The organism is Candidatus Aciduliprofundum sp. HYA1, assembly GCF_056175085.1.
In genome coordinates, this window is record NZ_CM149694.1 from 116,899 (window position 1) to 139,299 (window position 22,401).

The following is a 22,401-nucleotide window of genomic DNA, read 5'->3' on the forward strand; positions in this document are numbered from 1 at the left end:
ACCCTCGCCCTATGTTAATGTTGCGATTTGGCAGCAAAATATTTTATCCAATTCTTCATATACACATTCATGGACCTGCAAATCTACGAACTTAAGAAACTCAACCTTCGGGATGGAATAGTGATTGATGGCTTTCCCTCTGTTGGGCTTGTGAGTTCAATCGTGGCAAATTACGTGATTGATGCCCTTAATCTGGAGCAAATTGCAATCGTGGATAGCACATATTTCCCATCTGTGGCGCTTATTAGAGATGGAATTCCCCTGAGCCCGGTTAGGATTTACGGGGGAGAGGTCAAGGAAGACCTGAAAATAGCCGTCTTCATATCCGAGTTTCAAATACCAACCTCAATTCTCAAACCCCTGGCAACCCTGATGCTTGACTGGGCTGATGAGCAGAAAATATCCACCGTGATAACCCCAGAGGGGCTCATACAGGAGGAGAGAAAGGAGAATGTGGATGTCTATGCGGTTACAAGCACATCCTATGCACGTAAGAAACTGCCGGATAACGTTTTGAAGTTTGAAGAGGGCGTAATAACGGGCGTGACCGGCGTGCTTCTAACCGAGGGAAAGAAAAGGGGTACGGATGTCATTGCCCTGCTTGCAGAGGCACATCCCAATTATCCGGATGCCCGGGCAGCCGCAAAAATCGTAGAGGTTCTCAACGAGATAATGGGTGCAGTAAAGATAGATCCAAAACCCCTTTACGAGGAGGCTGAAAAAATAGAGAAGAACCTATCACACATAAGGGAGCAGGCAGAGAGGGTAAAGAAGGTGCCCAAGGACTACATTTACGCATAAATGCGTATTCTATTTTCCTTTATTTCCATCTTTCCACCGAACTGCTGAACAACCCAGGCGTTTGTGTGTATGTGTCCCGTTATTTCCCTGACCGCATACTCGGCTTCTCCGGCCAAGAATCCGAAGGGAATAAGATGGTCCCCCATGTTCACATCAACGGTGGCTTTTGATTGGATCTCCATATTCAATTTTTCAAGGGCTGAATGTGCAACCCTCTCCGCTGGAAGACCCCTTCTGCAAAGGTGATCTCCCGCAATGATCGTGTTTTTGTATTTTGCCAGAAGAACCAGACCGCATCCGGTGCTTGGTCCACTGGCTATATCTTCCACCATCTTGAAGCCCCTGAGTTCTCCTCTCATTCTTTCAACCACATGCATTGGCAAATTCCTCACATTCAAATGGGCCTCTTTTTCCACAAAAGCACCCCTTTCAAGAATATGCAGGGGCTTCAGTTGGGACGGTTCAACACGAACCTCTACAACTCCCCCTCCCCTGGGATAGTAGCCACGCTCCACCACATTGATCTCCACACTTGCACCCATCCTATCAATAATGGGTTGAAGGGCGAAGCGATAATAATCAATGGGTGGAGAGAAGGGCACGTCCGTGCCTCCCCTTAACCTAAGAACTGTGGGTGAATCTGCAAAAATTGCAGGTAATAGGGTTGTTTGGAGGATTAATGTGATGCTTCCAGCGGTGCCCACGTCCACCTCGTAGGTGCCTCCCCTTAATGCCCCTGGAGAGAATTTTATTCTTGTGGATCCAACCCTATCCCCCTCAACCATCGCATTGCTCATTCGGGCAAGCAATTTTATGCCCCAAAGATGCTGCGGTCTCAACCCCGGATTTCTTCTCTTGGCCCTTATGTTGAATATCTCAATTTCTTCACCCATTATGCTCGCCAGAGCCACAGAGGTGCGAAGTATCTGGCCGCCACCCTCTCCATAGGAACCATCAATCTTCATAGAATCACCTGAAAACCTTGTACCTTCTCCCACCTGCCTTCACGTACTTTCCCTCCATTCGCGCATCCCCGTACTTTTTGCGAAAGAACTCGAGAATCCACGAATCGCGTACTATTTCATCCTGCTCCTCCCTTATCCTCCTGTACACCCTTTTCAGATCCTCAGTATCTGCCAGTTTATCAAAAAGAGCATAATCAACCTTTCTTGATACTGGGCCAGAAAACGTTCTTTGTACAGGCATATGATTTCTAATGGCATAGGCAAGAACCGCGCCGGTAACAGCGCCAATAACATGGGCCCCATGGGCAACATTGTCGTTCACCCAGAAAAGGGTGGCCAAGAACTCCACTGCCATGAAGGCTAGAACCGCGTATTTCACCTTCACCCTTGGCATAAGAATTGGGCCAAGAAACATCGTGATTTCATCATTGGGGTAGAGAATCAGGAAGGCACCCATTATGCCAAATATGGCTCCGGAGGCACCGATGAGGAAGGAGTTTATGTGGTAAAAATAAAGGAATGAAGAATAACCAATGTTGGCAACTATTCCAGAAAGGAGAAATATGGATGTGAACCTGAAACTTCCAATTCTCCGTTCAAAGGGATATCCCACGAGGAAGAAGATGAGAATATTGAAAAATATGTGACCGGGGTTCAAACTGTGAACGTATATGGCGGTGAACGTTCCCAGATCAAAGATCCCGGATTTACAGGCAAATTCCATAAAATACGATAGAATCTTGCCAGTGGAATAGGCATAGAGTTCAATAAGGTAAACGAGAACAAAGGATATTGAGAGAAACATAACTGCATTTTTGCGGAATGCAAGAAGCGTGAACACGATTATTACCGCAAGGGTCAATATTTCCAGAAGCACGTGCCTTTATCTCATACCTGCTTATTATTCTTTCTCCCCGAGGTACTGCCTGAGCAATTTGATGGCGCACAGCTCGCCGCACATGGTGCACACCTGCGGGCTATGAGGATACCTTTCCTTGCGAATCTTTATGGCGTTCTCCTTGTCTATGCTCAGATTCAGCTGCTCATCCCATCTGAGTTTGCCTCTGGCAACGGACATACGATAGTCCCAATCGTATTCATCTTCAAATCTTGTTAAATTCACAGCATGCGCTGCGATTCTCGTTGCTATAACGCCCTGCTTGACCTCCTCCTCGTTGGGCAGCGCGAGATGCTCAGCCGGAGTAACGTAGCAGAGAAAGTCCGCGCCGGCCCTGGCGGCTATGGCACCCCCTATGGCTGCGGTTATGTGATCGTAGCCTGAGGCTATATCCGTGACGAGGGGGCCGAGAACATAGAAGGGCGCGTTATCCGTGGCTATCTTTGCCATGCGCACATTTGCCTCGATCTGATCTATTGGGATGTGCCCCGGGCCCTCAACCATGGCCTGCACTCCATGCTCCCGCGCCCTCTTAACCAATTTACCTATGGTGTAGAGTTCGTGAATCTGCAGAAAATCGGTTGCATCCGGCAGGCCTCCCGGGCGAAGGCCATCACCCAAACTTATTGTGGCATCGTATTCAGCGAGCAATTCCAGGAGGTAATCGTAATTCTCGTAAAATGGGTTCTCCCGTCCATGGTGAAGGATCCACGCCGCGTGGAATGTGCCTCCGCGGGATACCGTACCCACCACTCGAGGATGGGAGCGCATCTTTTCCACCGCTTCTCTGGTCACGCCAACATGAATCGTGAGAAAATCCACACCATCCTTAAGGTGGGTTTCAACGGCGCGAAACATATCGTCTTCGCTCATTTCCACTATGGCTTTTTTCTTCTCAAGCATCTCCCAGGCCGCCTGATATATTGGCACCGTGCCTATTACAATGGGCACGGCATCCATTATCTTTCTGCGAATCTCGTTGAGATTTCCTCCTGTGCTGAGGTCCATGATGGTATCCGCACCATACTTCTTCGCGATCCTTGCCTTGCGAATCTCGGCCTCAACATCCACAATGTCCATTGAGGTGCCTATATTGGCATTGACCTTCACACGCAATCCAGAGCCAACACCCACGGGCTCCACTTCGTGATTTGAATTTTTTAAAATCACAACATAACCCCTGGCAACATTTCTCCTCAATTTTTCTACATCCACTCCTTCCTTCTTCGCCACATATTTCATCTCATCCGTTATTATTCCATTCCTCGCATCCTTCATCTGCATGAATGTCACCGATAGTGCATAGTGGCCACATAGATAAGTGTTTCTCATCAAATTCGGGTAATCATATAACCACAGCGCTCCTTGCATTTTCCAAATCCAGCACGGCTGATGCACAATCCCTCAAATCCTCAACTTCCAAATCTTCCAGGTGCTCCAAAATTCCATTATAACCTCCAAAACTCAATTGTGGATCCAAACTTAAAAGGTGCATTAAGGAATATGCGCTTTCAGCCCTTTCAAGAATTTCAAGTTTTGCAACCCTCTTTGCAATTTCAAGATCCTCAGGGTATATGCGCAGGTTCTCAATGAATTTCGCGAATTTCTTTTTTATTCTCCCATAATTACTATCGTTGGCCCCGAGGTAGAGGAAAAATCCCCCACTTTCGTGCCACTCAAGGCGGGATTCAACCATATAGGCATCCCTGTGAAAGGTATGCCAGAATTTGGATGTTGGATAGTTTCCAAGGATAAAGGAAAGCAAGAATGTCCTTGGATCGTATCCTTCAAACGGAAAGGCGAAAACCATTTCAGCGTTTTCTATTCCTCTTTCAAGCACAATATCCCGCTCCCCGTGATTTATCCTCCTTCTCCGGGGAATTTCCCCTCCTCGCGGTACATCAAAATCAACCTCAACGGGTGAGGAAATCAAAAGCACTGCATTTGTGGATGCGTAGTATCTGGAGTGCCATTCTTTCAGTTCCTCTATTCCCAACCCATCCAAACTCTCCGGGGTTCCCATACTCTTTCTGAAATCCCATTCAAAAATCAGATTTTTCGCCCACTCATATGCGAGTTCCCATGGCGTGAAATCACTTTCCTTAACGATAGCGGGCACTATCCTGCTTTTCCTCTCCTCCTCCACCCTATCCCTTGGAAAGGATGGTTTGAAGACGAGGGATAGGAGAGTATCCAAAATTTCCTCCGCATTCTCGGAAAGAGAGTTGAAAAAGAACACGGTTCTATCCGGCAGGGTCTCCCCATTCAGCATAACTCCAAACCTTCCACTCTCCTCATCAGGTTCTGGATGCCTTTCATTTCCCAGAAATACAGCATGCTCAAGAAAATGTGATATGCCCTCCATGCCCATTGGCTCATGGCTCCAGCCCACATTCACACTTAGCAATGCCTTGAAAATTTGAGTTCGAGTATTTTTGACATGATAAATTTTCATAAGCCTTAAGATGAGGTGGTGCATAAAAATCTTTTTATCCTTGGGGACAATGTGCGACTATGTATCCCGATGTTCAGGGGCTCAGGCCCGATAAGAGGTACAAAATCACACGTGTGGGCGTAAAGAACGTGGTGAAGCCAATATTCGTCAGGAGAGATGGGCAAACCATAACCCTGGTTACCACCATTGATATATTCGTGGACCTGCCCCCTTCCAAAAAGGGCTCGGATATGTCCAGAAACATAGAGGTCATATCAGAAATCGTGGAGGAGAGCATTGCAAGGCCATGCACAGGCATAGAGAATCTGGCCAGCAGGATGGTGAAGAAGGTAAAGGAAAGGCATGAGTACGCCACATACGCCGAGGTTAATCTCCGGGCAGATTATTTTCTCGAGCGAAGCACTCCCCTGGGCAGGAAAACCATTGAGAGATACGGGCTCATTGGAAGGGCAACCATGGATTATGAGGGAATTAAAAAAATGATTGGTGTGGAGGTTGTTGGTATGACCGCATGCCCCTGCGCCATGGAAACCGTACGTGCAATTTTGAAGGAGAAATACGGAGAAAACATCCCTCAGAACATTCCTGTTCCAACGCACAATCAGAGAAACATTGCCACGGTTATGCTTGAGATTCCAGATGGCTATGAGATTGAGGCAAACGATCTCATAGATATAATAGAAGGCTCAATGTCCTCCCCCACATACGAGATTCTAAAGCGCAGAGATGAGGGGGAAGTCGTTCTGAAGGCCCATGAGAACCCCAGATTCGTGGAGGATGTGGTACGGGAAATCCTTCACAGAATTCTCAAAAAATACCGAGAGTTGCCAGATGAGACAATGATAATAGTGAGGAGCGAGAGTGAGGAGAGCATACACAAGCACAACGCCTTCGCAGAGCGCGTAACCACGCTGGGGGAGCTGAGGGAATGATTGGGATCATCGGAGGCAGCGGTTTGTACGAGGGAATTGGCGGGTTGGAAGGGAAGAAGAGAAAGGTTGGCACTCCCTACGGCGATGTGCCCGTTGTAAAGGGAGATAACTTCGTGTTCGTCTCACGCCATGGAAATCCACCCAAACCACCGCACATGGTGAATTACCATGCAAACATAATGGCATTCAAAAAATTGAATGTGGAAAAAATTCTAGCAATAAGTTCCGTTGGATCCCTGAGAGAGGATCTTCCGCCCGGGAGCCTCATGCTGCCAGATGATCTCCTGGATTTCACCACCAGCGTGTGGACCTACCACGATGAAAAACCCGTGCACATTAATATGTACGAGCCATTTTGCCCAGATTTGAGGGATGAAATTTCAAAAATAGAGGGCGTGAAAATTGGAGGTACATATGCCACGATGAAGGGCCCTCAGTTTGAAACGAGGGCCGAGGAAAGAATGCTCAAGATTTTAGGTGCTGATGTTGTTGGTATGACAGTGGCTCCGGAGGCAAAACTCGCCAAGGAATTGGAGATATGCTACCAGCCCCTCTGCGTTGTGGTTAATTATGTTGGAGGCGAAACCTCCCACGAGGAGACCCTAAAAAATATGGCCATCTATGAAGAGAAGATAGAGAGCATTCTCGAAAGAATTTTAAAATGACCTTTGCACGGTTACGAAAAAAATATTAATAATAATTATCATACACCCGTGGGTGCTATATATGAAAAAAGCGCTGGTAGTATTAATAATGATAGGGATTTTATTGCTAAGCAGTGTTTCAGTGATGGCCAGTGCGGCAAATACGCCATCCACACATCAGAAACTCTTCAAACCCATAGATGCGCCACTTGCGTTGCAGTGGCATTATCTCAATCCCCAGGATGCCAAGAGGATGATTGAGAGGGCAAAGCAGATAGAAAACTCCGAAAGTCTAAATGTGGTAAATGGGCATTTTACCGGGTTTAAACCCTCACCGCCAAGGGCCATTGATTCTGCAATTGGAAACTTGCCTGTGGTCACAGCTGTGGCTGCTCCGAGAAGTTTGCCAACCCATATTGATCTATCCAAGGATCCCAGATTCCCCGCTGTGGGTAATCAGGGTCAGCAGGGCTCCTGTGCAGCATGGGCTGTCACCTACTACAATGAAGGTTGGCTTCAGGCATACGTGCACAACTGGACCGATGCCCACACAGGATACGATAAGCATCATCTCATGAGCCCGGCATGGACCTACAACAAGGTCAATGGCGGTACCGATCAGGGTTCAGGCTTTATTACAAATATGATGGTTCTCTACAGACTTGGTGGAGCATCCATGTACACCATGCCCTACAACGACCACGATTACACCTCCTGGGGAGACGAAGCGGCATGGAGGGAGGCCCCCCAGTACAGAATTGCCGATGGTTATATGATAGATGTTGAGAATGTAACAAACACATCCGCAGGAACACAGACACCACCCACACCCCAGCAGGTTGAGAACCTCACAAATACCATAAAGACCCTTCTATCAGAGGGATATCCTGTGAACTTTGGAATTTACGCTGATAAGTTAGATACCATCTTCAAAGAGGGGGGAAATTTCATCATTTCTTACAGTGAATATGATGACAATAATGCCCCTGATCATGCCCAGACCATAGTGGGTTACAACGATTCTATAACGGACAATGGAGATAAAGGTGCATTTAAAATCGTGAACTCCTGGGGCACCGGCTGGGGCGCAAGTGGATACTACTGGATAACCTACAAGGCCCTGTACAAGATACTTATGATGGGGCAGGGCTGGCCACAACTGTACTTTATGGTTCCAAGGCAGCACTACGAGCCAAAATTGCTGGCCGTATGGACCCTTGATCCAAACCATAGGGGTACGAGAATTACGCCCATAGATCTGGGAATTGGATCGCCCTCACATCCCATACAGATAGAAAATTCCGTGTTTGGAAACATAACCTCCTACAATGGAGGAGACCTCCCGTTCCCCACATTCCTGGCGGTGGACCTGACAGATTTCATGGGAAATGTGAGCATGAATTCCACCAACGAGTTCTTCCTTTACGCACACAAGTGGAGCAAGGAGATGGTCATAACTTCCTTCCACATAGAATATTACAAGAACGTGTATATTCCGGGAGAGCCATACGAAGTATCTCCCAACTCACCCGATGTACCCGCAACCCAGAGCAGTAGCCAGGCCGCAATAGTGAGAGCGTATCTAAGACCAATTCAATCCTTCCATACGATAAGAATAAACTCAAATGCAGATTTCACTCCAGCAAATGGAGTTATCGGTGGAAATGGAACACAGAGCAATCCCTACGTGATAGCCTGGTGGGATATAAACGCAAATGGATCAAAGTATGCGATATACATTGGAAACACAACAGCGTACTTCGTCATAGCCCATAGCTACATCCACAACGCATCCAGCGCAGGCATATACCTGTACAACACAACCAACGGATACATTATGGAGAATAAGTTGTACGATAATTACTATGGCATAAAGTTCACAAAATCCTACGAAAATACCCTTGCATCAAACCAGTTCATGAACAACACCCATCCAATGTACATATCCTACTCATCAAATCTGCAATACTACAAGCAGACCATTTATCCAAATAACACGGTGATGGGCAAACCCATGTACTACATTGCAGGTAAGGATATCACCTTGAAGAACCTGGATGTTGGATACATCGGAATCTACCAGTCAACAAACATAACCCTAACAAACATAACCCTGAACGGAACAGACGAAATATTCATTGAGGACTCCTCCCACGTGAGTCTCCTGCACAGCCTCATAAAAAATGCCAGGTGGGGCGTATCCATAAGGTACTCAAAGGATGTAACCATATTTGCAAATTACTTCAACTACAACGAGTATGGTGTGCAGGCCTACAAGACAAGTTACAGCGTGATAAATAACAACACATTCACAGGAAACTACTACGGAGTCAAACTTGTTTACTCCCACAACATAACCGTGTATCACAACAACTTTGTATCAAATGTACACCAGGCCTACGATAACCAGAACAATACCTGGTCACTTGCACCACCCATCGGTGGTAACTTCTGGAGCGATTACAACGGAACAGATGCAGATCACAACGGATTCGGAGACACTCCATATCCAATTCCGGGAGGAAGTGCCAAGGATTACTATCCACTTATGAGGGCCTGGGATAACGTGCCGCCCACGGTAACAATCAACAATCCACCCAATGGTAAGATCTTCGGAACCTCATCTGTAACCATATACTGGAACGGCACGGATAACATAGGAATAGCGTATTATGAGGTTAAAATTGACAGTGGCCAGTGGGTCAAGGTTTCAAATACAACAACCCATTACACGTTCCAGAACCTACAGGACGGAAAGCACACGGCCTATGTTGTGGCCTATGATTTCTCAGGCAACAACGCCACGGCAGAGGTGACATTTGACGTTGATACCACCCCGCCAACGATCACCATAGTCTCTCCAGCACAGAATTCCTACGTGAACACGAGCAACGTTATAGTGAAGTGGACCTACAAGGATCAGAATCAGGTAGGCTTTATGGTGGCTGTTGATAACAATCTGCCCCAGTCCGTGGGAAGTGCAACCCAGTTCACAGCCAATGGACTCAGGGACGGATCCCACAAGATAACTGTTATAGGAATCGATGCTGCAGGAAATAAGAACACCGCGGTGGTGAGTTTCACAATAGATACGATAAAGCCAACAGTGAAGTGGAATATGAGCATCTCAAACGGAGCCTGGATAAATCAAAAATCCCTGACACTGAAGTGGATTGCCAGCGATAATGTGGCGGTTAACTACACAGAGATTCTCCTGGATAATGGCAACTGGATAAATGTGGGAAATGTTATGTCCTACACCCTGACTAACCTGACAGATGGATCTCACACCGTGTTGCTGAGAGTTTACGATATGGCTGGGAATTACAACGAAACATCATTCAGTTTCAACGTTGATACCGTTGCACCAAATGTGACAATAACAAGCCCTGAGAACAACATGATCACCAACAGTTCCAGCGTAACTGTGCAGTGGAAGGGCTCTGACAATATAGGAATCTCATACTACGAGATAAAGGTGGACAATGGCCAGTGGAAGAAGGTGGGCAATGCAACTTCATACACGCTTAATCTGCAGGATGGGCAGCACACAATATACATCAAAGCAGTGGATAAGGCGGGCAACTACAAGGTTGCCGAAGTAAAGGTCACGGTGGACACACAACCTCCAACAGTTCAGATAACATCTCCATCGGCCAATTCCAACATAACTGCAAAGTACGTGGTGGTTTCTTGGAGTGGAAGTGACAACATAGGAATCGCATATTACGAAGTGAAGATTGACAATGGCACATGGACAAAGGTTGGGCTCAACACCAGTTACAACTTCACCTCCCTGAAAGAGGGTTCACATACAGTTTACGTGAAGGCCGTGGATAAGGCAGGCAACAGTCAAACTGCTTCGGTGACGTTCAACGTGAAGCCAGCATCCTCAGGACTCAACTTCGGAGGACTGACAGGAGTCACCATAGGAATATCCATACTGATCATAATCATAATAATAGTGATCATAGCCATCGCCGTGACGAGGAGCAAGGCAAAATCAAAGAGAGAAACAGAGACAAAAGAGGAAACGGAGGAAGAAACAGAGGAAAACGAGGAAGAAGCCACGGAGGAATAATCCTCTCCCTTTTTTTTCTAAAACTTTATTACCTTTTTTGTAATTTACCTTCTTGCTGGGGCCGTGGGGTAGCTTGGCATCCTTCCGGCTTCGGGAGGGAACCACCAGCGAGTTCCTCTACCTCCTGCAACCCTGGAAAAGCCGGAGACTCGAGTTCAAATCTCGGCGGCCCCACTGAACCAACATTTTTATAGCACCCCCATCTACCGGGATGTATGATACTGCTTCCAAATGGCTCTGCGACGAACAAGCCCGTGGTCGAGGGATGCAAACTCTGCGAGGAAGGAGCAAAGATGGTTCTATTCGTAACGGGCATCTGCCATGCTGGCTGCTTCTACTGCCCATTGAGCAGTGGGAAGATGAATCGCGATGTCATCTTTGCGGACGAGATGCCTGTGCGAAGCGATGATGATGTTTTGCTTGAAGCTCGCCTCATTGATGCTAAAGGCACCGGAATCACCGGCGGGGACCCCATGGAAGTTGTGGATCGCGTTGTGCATTACATTCATCTTCTCAAGGAGAATTTCGGCAAGGAGCATCACATACATCTCTACACAGCCTCTGGAAGTAGAGAAAAAATAGAAAAACTCGCATTCGCAGGTTTAAATGAGATACGCTTTCACCCCCCGCCGCAACTATGGAAAAAGATGCAGGGATCGATTTACGAGAAGCGCATTGACTGGGCCCTCGCCGCAGGCATGGATGTTGGCATTGAGGTGCCGGTTTTGCCGGATATGAAGGAAGGGCTTATAGAACTCTTGAGATTCGCAAACGATAAGGGCGTGTTCGTGAATCTCAACGAACTTGAGTTTTCGGAGACAAATTATCGGGAACTCAACGCGAGAGGGTATGAGCCAAAAAACGATGTCTCCTCCGCCGTAAAGGGAAGTGAAGAACTCGCCTATGAAATCGTGAAGATGGACTGGGACATCGTGGTGCATTACTGCTCCTCCTCATTCAAGGATGGCGTGCAGATGCGCCGCCGGCTGATGCGAAGGGCCAGGAACATAAAGAAAGAGTATGAGGAATTAACCGAGGATGCCACTCTCATACTGGGTATAATTGAAGGCGAAAATCTTGAGGAGATTTACCGCATTCTGCGTGAGGAATTTGAAATACCTGAGAACCTTATGGCGATAAATCACGAGAGAAATAGAGTGGAAATCTCGCCATACATTCTTGAGGAAATCGCCTCCGAGATCCCCTGGGATGCCTACGAGGTGGAGGAGTATCCCACATGGGATAGACTGCAAGTGGAGAAGATGAGATTGAATTGAGAAACCCTTATAATCCATAATCCCTATTTTCCCCCGTGAATCCCTACATAAAATTGATGCGTCCGATTAACTGCGTCATGGCTTCCGTGGCAATAATAATGGTGGCCATAATACTGAAGGGTATGGATTTTGTCAACTACTGGCGCGAAATCGGACTCGGCATGCTGGTGCTTTTCTTTTCAGTAGCCGGGGGTAATGCCTTGAACGATTACTACGACAGGGAAGTTGACCTGATCAACCATCCGGAAAGGCCAATACCTTCTGGCAAGATTTCACCCAAGAATGCCCTTTATTTTGGAACTTTTATGTTCATTCTCGCCCTGATTTTTTCCGCCCTTATCAATCTCTGGACCCTTTTGATAGCAGTTCTGGCCGAGATTTCCATGTACCTCTACGAATCCAAACTCAAGAACCTGGGGTTGAGCGGCAATGTCACCATAAGCATTCTGGTAGGGCTCATATTCATATTTGGAGGGGCCATTTTCAGGGACGTTCTGAGAATCACCATATTCGCACTGATGGCATTTTCCTCAAATCTCGGGCGGGAGATAGTGAAGGATGTGGAGGATATGGGGGGAGACATAAACAGATACACTCTTCCAAAAAAGGTTGGCAAAAGAACGGCTTCTTTCATGGCTCTTGTATTCTTCGTCCTTGCGGTGCTTCTCAGTCCTCTACCCTACATCTGCCTCGGTATGAGTTTGTATTACCTCATCACCGTGCTGATATCAGACGCAATTTTCATATATGCTGCGATCATCCAATTCAGGGAGCCGCATAAAGGGCAGAAAAACGCCAAGCTGGCAATGATAGTTGGACTGATAGCGTACATGATTGGAGGTTTGACGTAGGTGAGAATATGAATGTGCTCAATTACATAATGGACAGAATAGGCAAGAAGATGCACATGACCCTCATAGACCCTGCAGAGCAGAGTCCGGACGAGGCTGCAAGAATTGCCCACGAGGCCTACCAGGGCGGTACAGACGCAATAATGATAGGAGGGTCAACGCACATAAGGCCGGAGGACGTGGACAAAACGGTCATAAGGATAAAGGAAAAAGTGCCTCTACCTGTGATTCTCTTCCCAGGAGGAGCGCACATGATATCCAGGTACGCCGACGCAATATACTTCATGAGCCTCCTGAACTCAACGAGCATAGAATTTCTGGTAAGGCAACAGGTACTTGGAGCACCCATAATAAAGAAACTTGGCATAGAGCCAATTCCAATGGGATATATCATCGTGGAGCCGGGTATGACCGTGGGCCGTGTGGGAAGGGCAGAATTGATAAAAAGAGATCGCCCGGAGGATGCTGCTGCCTACGCCCTTGCTGCCCAGTACTTCGGTATGAAACTCGTGTATCTTGAGGCCGGTAGCGGCGCTCCAGAACCCGTTCCACCTTCAATGATAAAGGTTGTAAAGGAGAGCATAGAAATACCCCTGATAGTTGGGGGTGGAATAAGAAAAGAGGAGGATGCTAGAGAGATAGTCAGAGCCGGTGCAGACATAATAGTCACGGGCACCCTGGTTGAAGAGGTTGAAGATATAAAGGGCGCCATATCCAAAATAGTTCGGGCCATCAAACTCTGATGCTTCTCATAATCTTTTTGGTCTTCTTCACAGTGCCTGAAGTGGCGTAGGTGAGGAACCCGTGCTCCCATAAAAGGCGGAGAATTTTGTCCTTGTACCAGTGCCTGCACCTGAGGATCGCAAAATTCTCATCGTAATAAACGATTTTCGCCCTTTCATCTATTTTCCTTATCTCGTTTATGAACCTTCTGAGCCTCGGCTCATTCCTCAGAAGGATGTACCTCCTTCTCCCAACCCTATCCTTCACAACCACGGCACAAGTAGGAAAAGGATTTATATAATTTCTTCCCTTCTCTCGCTGGGCGGGGGTTCTCGAGCTTGGCCAAAGGGGCCGGACTTAAGATCCGGTGGCGCAGGCCTTCGTGGGTTCAAATCCCACCCCCCGCATATTATGCGCTGCAAGATATGTGGGAAAGATGCAGAGGTTTATGCATTCGGCATGCCCCTATGTCGTGAGGATTTCAACCGCCTCTTTGAGAGGAGAGTAGAGAAAGTTATGAAAAAATACAAAATAGGGGGAAAGATCGCCCTGGCGCTAAGCGGCGGGAAGGATAGCATGGTGCTCCTGCATTACTTCGCCAAGCACGATTATGATTTTTTCGGATACTTCATCAATCTTGGCATAGGCAAATACTCACAGAGAATGGAGAAACTCGTGCGAGAGGCCGCAAAAACGTATGGCGTGGATCTAATTGTGACAAATCTGCGGGAGGAATACGGATTTGGAATCTCAGATATCCATCGCAAGCCCTGCTCCGCCTGCGGCACTGTGAAGAGGTACCTTATGAACAAGGTGCCCAGGGAAAATGGAGCGGGCGTAGTGGCCACGGGCCACAATATGGACGACTTTCTTGATTTCTTCTTCAAGAACACCCTGGCGAAAAATTATGTGTGGAACAGGAACATGGTTCCATATCTCCCAGCGGAGCATCCCAAACTTCTGCCCAAGATTCGACCCCTGTACCTTTTGGGCGATAGGGAGATCGAGATTTACGCGAAGATGAATTCCGTGCCCTACTCTCCTGAGAAGTGCCCCTTGGCAAAGTTCTCCGGCTGGAAGGAAATATTTTACGATATAGAGGCGAAGAAGAAGAATTTCAGGTACCAGATGATTCTCAGCGTGTGGAACATGGCCGAATTTTTCCCCAGTGAGGAAAGAGAGATTAGAGAGTGCATTAAATGCGGCGAACCAACCAGTGGAGAGGTGTGTGCATTCTGCAAATTGCGGGCAAAATACGGCAATGATTATAAGATTTGAATGCATAATGCCATTATGCTTGCCGACTACATTGAGCTGTTTGGAGATATGCTAAAATTCAAGGGATTAACCCTAGATGATGTGGCCGAAAAAATGAAGAAAGAGAGAAAGAAAATACTTTATTTTGAGGATGTGAACGGCTACGATGCCGTGGCAAATCTCTGGAGTGAGAGGTGGAGATTTGAGGTAATGTTCAATATGAAGCTCATACCACTCATGCTTGAAAGCATTGAAAGCCCGAAAGATTATGAAATTGCAGATTTTGACATGCAAAGCGAGGATTTTTCGCTTCTGGACTTCCCCTTCCCAAAATATTACCCCAGGGATGGGGGGAGATACATAACATCGGGAATAGTCTTCTCAGAGCATAATGGAAAGAGAAACGCCTCATTCCACAGGATGATGATCCTGGATGAAAAAAGGGTAGCCATAAGGCTTGTGGAGAGGGATCTTTACAGGATGCACAGGGATGCCGTGGAGCACGGTGAGGAATTGAAGATAGCGGTGAGCATAGGAAACGAGCCCAATGTGCTTCTGGCAGCAGCCACATCGGTGGACTACGATACCGATGAGATGAAGATAGCATCTGCCATAAAAAGTATCGCCATGGGAAAGAGAGAGAGAATGATGCGATTGCCTGGAGGCATACTTGTGCCCTATAACTCCGAGATAGTGCTTGAAGGAAGGATAATAGATGAATATGTGGATGAGGGGCCCTTCGTGGACATCACAGGCACCTACGATATGGTGCGCAGGCAGCCCGTGGTGATCTTCGAGAGATTCTACCATCGTGGCGATCCAATCTTCCATTTACTGCTCTCCGGAGGGTACGAGCATTATAACCTCATGGGCATACCCCGCGAGCCCACAATATACAGGGAGATAAAAAATGCGGGTGTGGATGTTTTGGACGTTTATCTCACTCCCGGAGGATGCTCCTGGCTGCATGGGGTGGTGAAGATAAGGAAGAGGAGCGAGGATGATGGAAAAAGGGCAATAGAGGCCGCATTCAGAGGACACAGGAGTATGAAGCATGTGGTCATCGTGGACGAGGACATAGATATAAGAAATCCTGAGGATGTTGAGTTCGCCATAGCCACCAGGTTCCGGGGGGACAGGGATATGCTTCTCTTTGAGAATGTGCGGGGAAGTTCTCTGGATCCCAGCGCCTACGGAAAAAAGCACCTCACCACGAAAATTGGAGTGGATGCCACCATGCCCCTCACCGGCAGAGAGAAGTTCAAAAGGGTAAACGGGGATGCTTCGTGATAAGGTTTTTATTCTCGAAATCCATAACTTTTCCGATGGAGTTGTATGAAGTGGAATTTCCAGATAACACCAATATCCGAAATTATACGAATTTCGTATATTCCATGTTAGGCGAAACGGTTGCATTAAAACAAGATAATAATGAGGAGGTGATTAAGTAATGTATGAAAAAATCACAAAAATTCTCTCTAAAGAGAAAAGTAACATCCAAAATTTATTGAAGATTATTAAGAACATTGATAAGTATCAAAATGACCCCATAAGCAATTTGGATAAAATAAAACAAGAGGTGTTTAAAATTGAAAAAATGTTGAAGCAGAGCAAATTAGACGATTTTGTAAAAGAAAACATCAAACGAGATATTGTAGATGTTAAATCAAAAATTCCTGAGTGGAAGGAGAATGTAAAAAAGACTTTTGGGCAGAACTTGGAAAATGAACTGAGAAAAGTAGGTTTTGAGCTGAGAGGTCATTATCCTTTACTTAAAGTATCTTTCTACACACTTGAAGTAGATTTGGAGAACTTCAAAGTTTTAATATGGTATGGTCCACAGCAGGAAAAATTAGAGCTATGCAAATTAGTTCCTGAAGATATAGTTAAAAAATTAAAAAATATACACGATAAAATTACGCAAAGACATTTTAACGATGATGATTTTCTATCAAAAATATATGAAGCATATAAAGTTTCTTTGTATCGCCAAAATAAAAAGCTGGGTGAATCTATACCCATTTCAGACATTCTTCTTGAATATGCATTTCTGATTCAAGATAGAAAGTTTAGAACAAATCCAACAAAGAACAATTATAAGGAATATAGTCGTGTTTTCTTTAGTTACGACCTATATAGATTGAAAGAAAGAAGACTTAACAATGTGGAATTAAACCTTATCACCGCTACACGAGCATATACCAGAAGAAAATCTGATTTTCTTTGGATCCCGTCCAATGAAAAAGGTGATGGTAACTACATATCACACATCAAGTTTAGGGAGGTGAAAATATGAACGAAATGGAAACTCAAAATAAAATGCTGGATTCAAATATAGCAAGGAAGATTATAGAGATAGTAGGTGGCCAAGGTAATCCACCAGAGTATGGCTTCCAGTTTTTTACGGCAGGACTGGATATTTACCTGAATACCATAGATGAAGAATATCTTAGAAGTTTCATAAGAGATGGTGGTTCAGCGTTTAAAATGGTAGTTGGCATATATGGTGGTGGGAAAACACACTTTTTGTATAATATAAGAGAGAAAGCATGGAATTACAATTACATGACATCCCACATAATCCTGAGTCCTGAACAAACCCCGTTTCACAAATTAGAACAAGTATATAAAGCCATAGTGACAAACTTAGTTTATCCTCAGAAACCAGAGCAACTTTTGTCAGGGTATGATAGAGGTATAGAAGCTGTTGTAAAAAAGTGGTATGGAGAGAAATATCAAGAAGTTTCCGAAAGGTTGTCTGGTGATGCTGTATTAAAAGAACTACATACATATGCATCATCATTGGGACCTTATGAGAGCACAAGCTTTAGAAATGCTGTGAAGGAAGCATTTATAGCTTTATCTGAAAAACGTGAGGAAGATTTTACGTTAATAATGCAGTGGTTGAAAGGTGAAAATCCCACTAAAACTATGTTGAAAGACTTTAAAATTTTTGAAAAGATTGATAAAAGCACAGCCTTTAAAATGATTCGGTCACTTGTCCAATGGATACAAGAAATAGGGTATTCAGGACTTATTGTTTTAATGGACGAAGCTGAGCAAACACCAAGTATGTCTTCCAAACAAAAAAGTCTTCTTTTAAATAACTTGAGAGAGCTGATAGATGAATGTGGACATGCCAATTTCAAGAATACTATGTGGTTCTATGCGGTGCCAGATGAAAATTTTCTTGAAGGGCGATCACAAATTTATGAGGCTTTACGGCAGAGAGTTGCTACAATTTTTGATACAGAAATAAACCCAACCGGAGTTAAAATATATCTTGAAAATATCCCAATAAAACCCGTTGAACTTTTACAAGAGATCGGTGAAAAATTAGCCAGAATTTATGAAATAGCTTACAATGTAAAATTTGATGATGATGTACTTAAGGAAACAATAAAAAATATTGCCGAAGCTGCTTACAAAAGAAAGCTGGAAATAGGATATAAAAGGCTATTTGTCCAGAACATAATTAAAGCTTTTCATAAATTACGCAAAACGGGAAAGCCTGTTACACCAGAAGAAATAGGTATGTAGATGGGGATGTGATATGCAGTTGATAGAGCACAAAACTTACGGAAAAGGAAAAATACTGAGGGAAAGATATGGGGGATTTGAGCTATATGTGGCATTCGAAGATGGAATTAGGAGATGGGTAAGAAGGGATGAAGTTAGATTCTTATCTGAAGCTCCTATTTTGGTAAAGCATAAGCCAACGAAACGAGTACTTTCCGAAAAGCAATTTGAAGCAAGACAAATAATTGAGGCTTTAAGATTGGGTATTGTTCCTCACAAATACGTAGAGGAATTTACATTTGGACGGGAAAGAGAAGTAAATGAAGTTATAAAATGGCTTAATGACAAAGATAGCGGTGCTCTCATTGTTGTTGGCGAATACGGAGTTGGGAAAACACATTTATTAGAATATATTTACTCAGTTGCTTTGAAAGACAATTGGGCAGTTTCTGTGGTTGAGTTGGATCCAAATGAAGTATCTTTTCACAAGCCAAGAGTTGTCTATCAAAAGATAATCTCATCTTTCAAATTTAGACAAAAAAATGGTAATTTTAGAGAATTTTTAAGACAAATAGCCAATAGTTCTCGTTTTTATGAGGTAGAAAGTCATGAATATTTAAGCAGGGTTATTAAAAAAATAAGAAATGGTGCCGATGATGAGGATGTATGGGAGTGGATAGAAGGGAAGCCCACCTGGAATCAATATCCTCCCATGTATAACTACTCTACCTGCGCAAACATATATTGTTATTTGTTGTCTGGAATTGGATGGGCGGCTAAGAAGATAATTGGATTAAAAGGTTTTTTAATATTATTCGATGAAGCAGAAAATGTAGATTCATACTGGTACTCGTCATATCAAAACAATAAAGTGTGGAATTTCTTAAGAGGACTTATTTTTATGGCAGGTAATGACGAAAATCTCTTAAAAGAAGTTCGCAAAGGTGCATTCTATGAACATCCAACATACAAAGGATGGTGGGGACAATATACAGGTTTGCAGTATTGTGGATACAAACGATTACCCTTTATATGGAGGAATCCCTCTAGTGTAAAAATAATTTTTGGTTTTGCCCCCACATTGGCTATTTACAGAGAGACATTAAATAATATAGTCAAAATAGAATTGGAACATCTCAACAAGGAAGTGCTTTCAAAAGTTTGGGAATCAATTAATAACTTTTACAAAGTAGCATACCATTTTGAGCACAATAAGGATTTAAAGGATTTAAGCATACTACCCACAGACAAAACAAGAGAGTTCATAAAAGGTATAATTGAGATATTAGACCTCAAGCGCTATCATTCAGATAAAACGATGGAGGATTCCTGAAATGATTGATGTTCAAAGAGAATTAAAGAATAAATTAAGACGAACTTGGATAACTTTTTTTGGTAGGTTTGGGAAATTACTTCCCATTCAAGAAAAAGCAATCCCTATTATTCTAAATGGGAAAAATGCCATCATAGTGTCCTCTACAGCGAGCGGAAAGACAGAAGCAGTTGTAGCACCATTAATCGAAAGATTACTTAAAGAGAATTGGGGAGGTCTGTCAATACTTTATATTTCTCCAACTAGAGCATTAGTAAATGACATGTATTACCGATTAAAGGAACAATTAGAAGAACTCAACATATCATTATCGTTAAAAACAGGAGATAGGCCTCAATTTAATCCAAATAAACCTCCAAATTTTTTAATAACTACTCCTGAGTCTTTGGATTCATTGATGTGCAGATATTCCTCAAGTTTTAAGAATGTAAAAGCTGTCGTGTTAGATGAGATACATCTTCTTGATAATACCTACCGAGGAGATCAGCTCAGAATACTTTTAAAGAGATTAAAACACATTGTAGAAACAGATTTCAACATATACGCCCTATCTGCTACTATTGCTAATCCCGAAGATGTAGGTAGTAGGTATTTAACTGATTTCGAAATTATTGAGAACCCCGGAAAACGGGAAATTGAATATACGCTTGTTGGCTCTCTTAAAGAAGTTTTTGATCACGCAAGAGAGGAGAATTTAAAAAAGTTGCTAATTTTCTGTAATAAGAGAGCTACTGTGGAGAATATTGCAGAAGAATGTAGAAAACTATGGGGCAACCATAGAGTTGTTGTCCATCATGGAAGTTTAAGCAAGCAGGTTCGGGAGGAAGCAGAGAGTTTTATGAAAGAAACTCAATATGGGGTTTGTATTGCTACTATGACACTCGAGATCGGTATTGATATTGGAGACATAGATGCGGTTGTACTTGCTGAAGTTCCTTGGAGTGTTTCATCATTGCTTCAGCGAATTGGGAGGGGTAATAGGCGCACGCAAAAGTGCAGGGTTTTTGCTATATTTAATTCTGAGGAGGAGAAAACAATGTTTGAGAGGATGTTTAAGGTTGCGATTGAAGGATATGTAGAACCAATGGAATATTCACCTGATTTATCTGTAGTTGTTCAACAAATATTCTCATGTTTATATTCAAACCCAAGCGGATTAGATAGTAACTATTTCTTTGAACTTTTTGATGGGTTTTGTTCAGAAGACGATTTAAAAGACATATTGACACACTTGGCAAAAAAAGGATGGATAGAAAAAAGATATAACAAGTGGTATGCAACAACCAAATTGATGGATTTAGGTGAAAAAGGTAAAATACACTCAAATATACCATCTATCAAAACATTAAAAGTAGTTGATGTTAGTTCTGAACAAATCATTGGTGAGATACAATATCCTATTGATGATATTTTTGTGCTTGCTGGGAAAGTTTGGAAAGTGATTCACGTATCAGGTGATAAGATTTATGTAAAATCTGAAAAATCCAGAGCATCTACAGCAAAATTCAAAAGTCATACCGCAAAAGGTTATTTTTACTACTTCCTACCCAAAAGCATACGAGATAAAATGGAGGGCGTAAAATGAGCGTTGCAACCGCTTCGCCTAACAGCGGACATACGGCTTCGGCACTTCGTCCAAATCCTTCGCTGTCGCTCAGGACTTCAGATACCTGCCAACCGTTACCTTCAACTCCACCTTAAAAACCCTTCGCAACAAAAAATAAATACCGCGCATCCAAGGGGCAATTATGAAGGAAGCTTTCCTGAGCCATGGATTGGAGGATGTGCGTTTAAAGATCCCAGAGGGCAAGTACAGGGTTGTTCTGCTTGATTTCTGGGATTACACAGCCACTGTGCTTGAGGATTTTGACACGCTGAAGGAAGCAAGGGAGTATGCGAAGGAACTGGCAGTTCTGGCAGCTGGAGATCCCTACACAGAACTTGTTATATACAACGACAGGGGTCAGGTGATGCAGAGCGAAGCAGAAAAAGGCCCTTGAGGGAAAACTTATATATGGCATATCTTTTATACCCAACCCAACAAGGTGATGAAGATGAAGATGTCACATGGCCCAAGGGCAAGGTCGCGTAAAAAGATGAGGAAGAAGGTTAGGGAGAGAGGCATGCCTCCCATTCGAAGATACCTTGCTAAATATGAGATTGGGGAAAAGGCAGCCATAGTTATAGATCCCTCTGTGCATCATGGTTTTCCCCATCACAGGTTCCACGGTTATACGGGAGAGATTGTGGGCATGCAGGGTCGTGCCTATAAGGTTAGAATCAGGGATGGAGGAAAATACAAAACGCTCATCGTGCACCCCGTGCATCTCAGGAAGGTGAAGTGATGGCAAAATACCTCACCCTTTCTGAGGTGAAGAAACTACTTACTGAAGAAAACGAGAAGAGGGATTTAAATTCTCTTCAAAAATCTGCCCTGGCACATGCGGAAACCTTTGCAAAGTTGAGCCCTGAGGATGCTCGAAAACTTGTGGAAGAACTCATGCAATTGGATTTTGTTGATGAAAAGCATGCCGTCAAAATAGCGGATATACTGCCCGTTCATCCCGATCAGGTGAGGGTCCTTTACACAAAGGAGAAGATCGTTCTTCCTCCCGAAGATGTGAAGAAGATTTTGGACATTGTGGCCAAATACAGATAAGGGGGG

General features: G+C 44.3%; 21 protein-coding genes and 2 tRNA genes. 18 read left to right on the forward strand and 5 right to left on the reverse strand.

The features are described 5' to 3' along the window. The first annotated feature begins 69 nt into the window (after positions 1-69). Positions 70-801, forward strand: coding sequence for a proteasome assembly chaperone family protein (locus tag AC0S1O_RS00685; protein WP_475393845.1), 732 nt, complete (start codon positions 70-72; stop codon positions 799-801). Here the strand turns inward: AC0S1O_RS00685 and rtcA are convergent. The 4 genes from rtcA to AC0S1O_RS00705 form a co-directional block, all read right to left on the reverse strand. Next, positions 792-1,766, reverse strand: a complete 975-nt coding sequence (gene rtcA, locus AC0S1O_RS00690) for an RNA 3'-terminal phosphate cyclase (RefSeq protein WP_475393846.1) — start codon at positions 1,764-1,766, stop codon at positions 792-794. The two genes, AC0S1O_RS00685 and rtcA, sit on opposite strands and share 10 nt — an antisense overlap. A gap of 4 nt (positions 1,767-1,770) precedes the next feature. Continuing rightward, positions 1,771-2,643 carry a rhomboid family intramembrane serine protease gene (locus tag AC0S1O_RS00695; RefSeq protein ID WP_475393847.1) on the reverse strand — a complete coding sequence of 291 codons (873 nt, stop codon included), beginning with the start codon at positions 2,641-2,643 and terminating at the stop codon, positions 1,771-1,773. A gap of 24 nt (positions 2,644-2,667) precedes the next feature. Next, positions 2,668-3,948, reverse strand: a complete 1,281-nt coding sequence (gene thiC / locus AC0S1O_RS00700) for a phosphomethylpyrimidine synthase ThiC (protein ID WP_475393848.1) — start codon at positions 3,946-3,948, stop codon at positions 2,668-2,670. Positions 3,949-4,009: 61 nt separating this feature from the next. Continuing rightward, a complete protein-coding gene (locus tag AC0S1O_RS00705) occupies positions 4,010-5,119 on the reverse strand; it encodes a M16 family metallopeptidase (protein ID WP_475393849.1) in 1,110 nt (369 codons plus the stop codon). Positions 5,120-5,178: 59 nt separating this feature from the next. Here AC0S1O_RS00705 and mptA point away from each other — a divergent pair, with 59 nt between their 5' ends. From mptA to AC0S1O_RS00740, 7 genes are all read left to right on the forward strand, one after another. Further along, on the forward strand, positions 5,179-6,051 hold the full coding sequence (mptA, locus tag AC0S1O_RS00710) for a GTP cyclohydrolase MptA (protein ID WP_475393850.1): 873 nt from the start codon (positions 5,179-5,181) through the stop codon (positions 6,049-6,051). Then, complete coding sequence (locus tag AC0S1O_RS00715; RefSeq protein ID WP_475393851.1) at positions 6,048-6,716, forward strand: MTAP family purine nucleoside phosphorylase; 669 nt, start codon at positions 6,048-6,050, stop codon at positions 6,714-6,716. Before mptA ends, AC0S1O_RS00715 begins: the two co-directional genes overlap by 4 nt. Before the next feature lie 61 nt (positions 6,717-6,777). Then, complete coding sequence (locus AC0S1O_RS00720; RefSeq protein WP_475393852.1) at positions 6,778-10,776, forward strand: Ig-like domain-containing protein; 3,999 nt, start codon at positions 6,778-6,780, stop codon at positions 10,774-10,776. Between the two features lie 57 nt (positions 10,777-10,833). After that, positions 10,834-10,950, forward strand: a tRNA-Pro gene (locus AC0S1O_RS00725). Between the two features lie 41 nt (positions 10,951-10,991). Beyond that, complete coding sequence (locus AC0S1O_RS00730) at positions 10,992-12,053, forward strand: radical SAM protein (RefSeq protein ID WP_475393853.1); 1,062 nt, start codon at positions 10,992-10,994, stop codon at positions 12,051-12,053. A gap of 35 nt (positions 12,054-12,088) precedes the next feature. Then, positions 12,089-12,904, forward strand: coding sequence for a UbiA family prenyltransferase (locus AC0S1O_RS00735; RefSeq protein WP_475393854.1), 816 nt, complete (start codon positions 12,089-12,091; stop codon positions 12,902-12,904). Positions 12,905-12,912: 8 nt separating this feature from the next. After that, the gene (locus tag AC0S1O_RS00740) at positions 12,913-13,647 is read left to right on the forward strand and encodes a phosphoglycerol geranylgeranyltransferase (RefSeq protein ID WP_475393855.1); all 735 of its coding nucleotides are present in this window, start codon (positions 12,913-12,915) and stop codon (positions 13,645-13,647) included. Here the strand turns inward: AC0S1O_RS00740 and AC0S1O_RS00745 are convergent. Next, positions 13,637-13,900 carry a hypothetical protein gene (locus tag AC0S1O_RS00745; RefSeq protein WP_475393856.1) on the reverse strand — a complete coding sequence of 88 codons (264 nt, stop codon included), beginning with the start codon at positions 13,898-13,900 and terminating at the stop codon, positions 13,637-13,639. The two genes, AC0S1O_RS00740 and AC0S1O_RS00745, sit on opposite strands and share 11 nt — an antisense overlap. A gap of 49 nt (positions 13,901-13,949) precedes the next feature. On the opposite strand from AC0S1O_RS00745, the gene AC0S1O_RS00750 reads away from it, so the two are divergent. The 10 genes from AC0S1O_RS00750 (at position 13,950) to AC0S1O_RS00795 (ending at position 22,395) form a co-directional block, all read left to right on the forward strand. Next, positions 13,950-14,034, forward strand: a tRNA-Leu gene (locus AC0S1O_RS00750). A gap of 109 nt (positions 14,035-14,143) precedes the next feature. Then, a complete protein-coding gene (locus AC0S1O_RS00755) occupies positions 14,144-14,905 on the forward strand; it encodes a PP-loop family protein (protein WP_475393857.1) in 762 nt (253 codons plus the stop codon). Positions 14,906-14,920: 15 nt separating this feature from the next. Further along, the gene (locus AC0S1O_RS00760; RefSeq protein ID WP_475393858.1) at positions 14,921-16,174 is read left to right on the forward strand and encodes a UbiD family decarboxylase; all 1,254 of its coding nucleotides are present in this window, start codon (positions 14,921-14,923) and stop codon (positions 16,172-16,174) included. A gap of 160 nt (positions 16,175-16,334) precedes the next feature. Further along, on the forward strand, positions 16,335-17,180 hold the full coding sequence (locus AC0S1O_RS00765; protein WP_475393859.1) for a hypothetical protein: 846 nt from the start codon (positions 16,335-16,337) through the stop codon (positions 17,178-17,180). Then, complete coding sequence (locus tag AC0S1O_RS00770) at positions 17,177-18,424, forward strand: BREX system ATP-binding domain-containing protein (protein WP_475393860.1); 1,248 nt, start codon at positions 17,177-17,179, stop codon at positions 18,422-18,424. The genes AC0S1O_RS00765 and AC0S1O_RS00770 overlap by 4 nt, the downstream gene beginning before the upstream one ends. Positions 18,425-18,437: 13 nt before the next feature. Then, complete coding sequence (locus AC0S1O_RS00775; RefSeq protein WP_475393861.1) at positions 18,438-19,736, forward strand: BREX system ATP-binding domain-containing protein; 1,299 nt, start codon at positions 18,438-18,440, stop codon at positions 19,734-19,736. 1 nt (position 19,737) lies between these two features. After that, complete coding sequence (locus AC0S1O_RS00780) at positions 19,738-21,321, forward strand: DEAD/DEAH box helicase (protein WP_475393862.1); 1,584 nt, start codon at positions 19,738-19,740, stop codon at positions 21,319-21,321. A 163-nt stretch (positions 21,322-21,484) separates the two neighbouring features. Then, complete coding sequence (locus AC0S1O_RS00785; protein WP_475393863.1) at positions 21,485-21,736, forward strand: hypothetical protein; 252 nt, start codon at positions 21,485-21,487, stop codon at positions 21,734-21,736. Between the two features lie 54 nt (positions 21,737-21,790). After that, positions 21,791-22,081, forward strand: coding sequence for a 50S ribosomal protein L21e (locus AC0S1O_RS00790; protein WP_475394497.1), 291 nt, complete (start codon positions 21,791-21,793; stop codon positions 22,079-22,081). Further along, the gene (locus AC0S1O_RS00795) at positions 22,081-22,395 is read left to right on the forward strand and encodes an RNA polymerase Rpb4 family protein (RefSeq protein WP_475393864.1); all 315 of its coding nucleotides are present in this window, start codon (positions 22,081-22,083) and stop codon (positions 22,393-22,395) included. The genes AC0S1O_RS00790 and AC0S1O_RS00795 overlap by 1 nt, the downstream gene beginning before the upstream one ends. Positions 22,396-22,401: the final 6 nt, after the last annotated feature.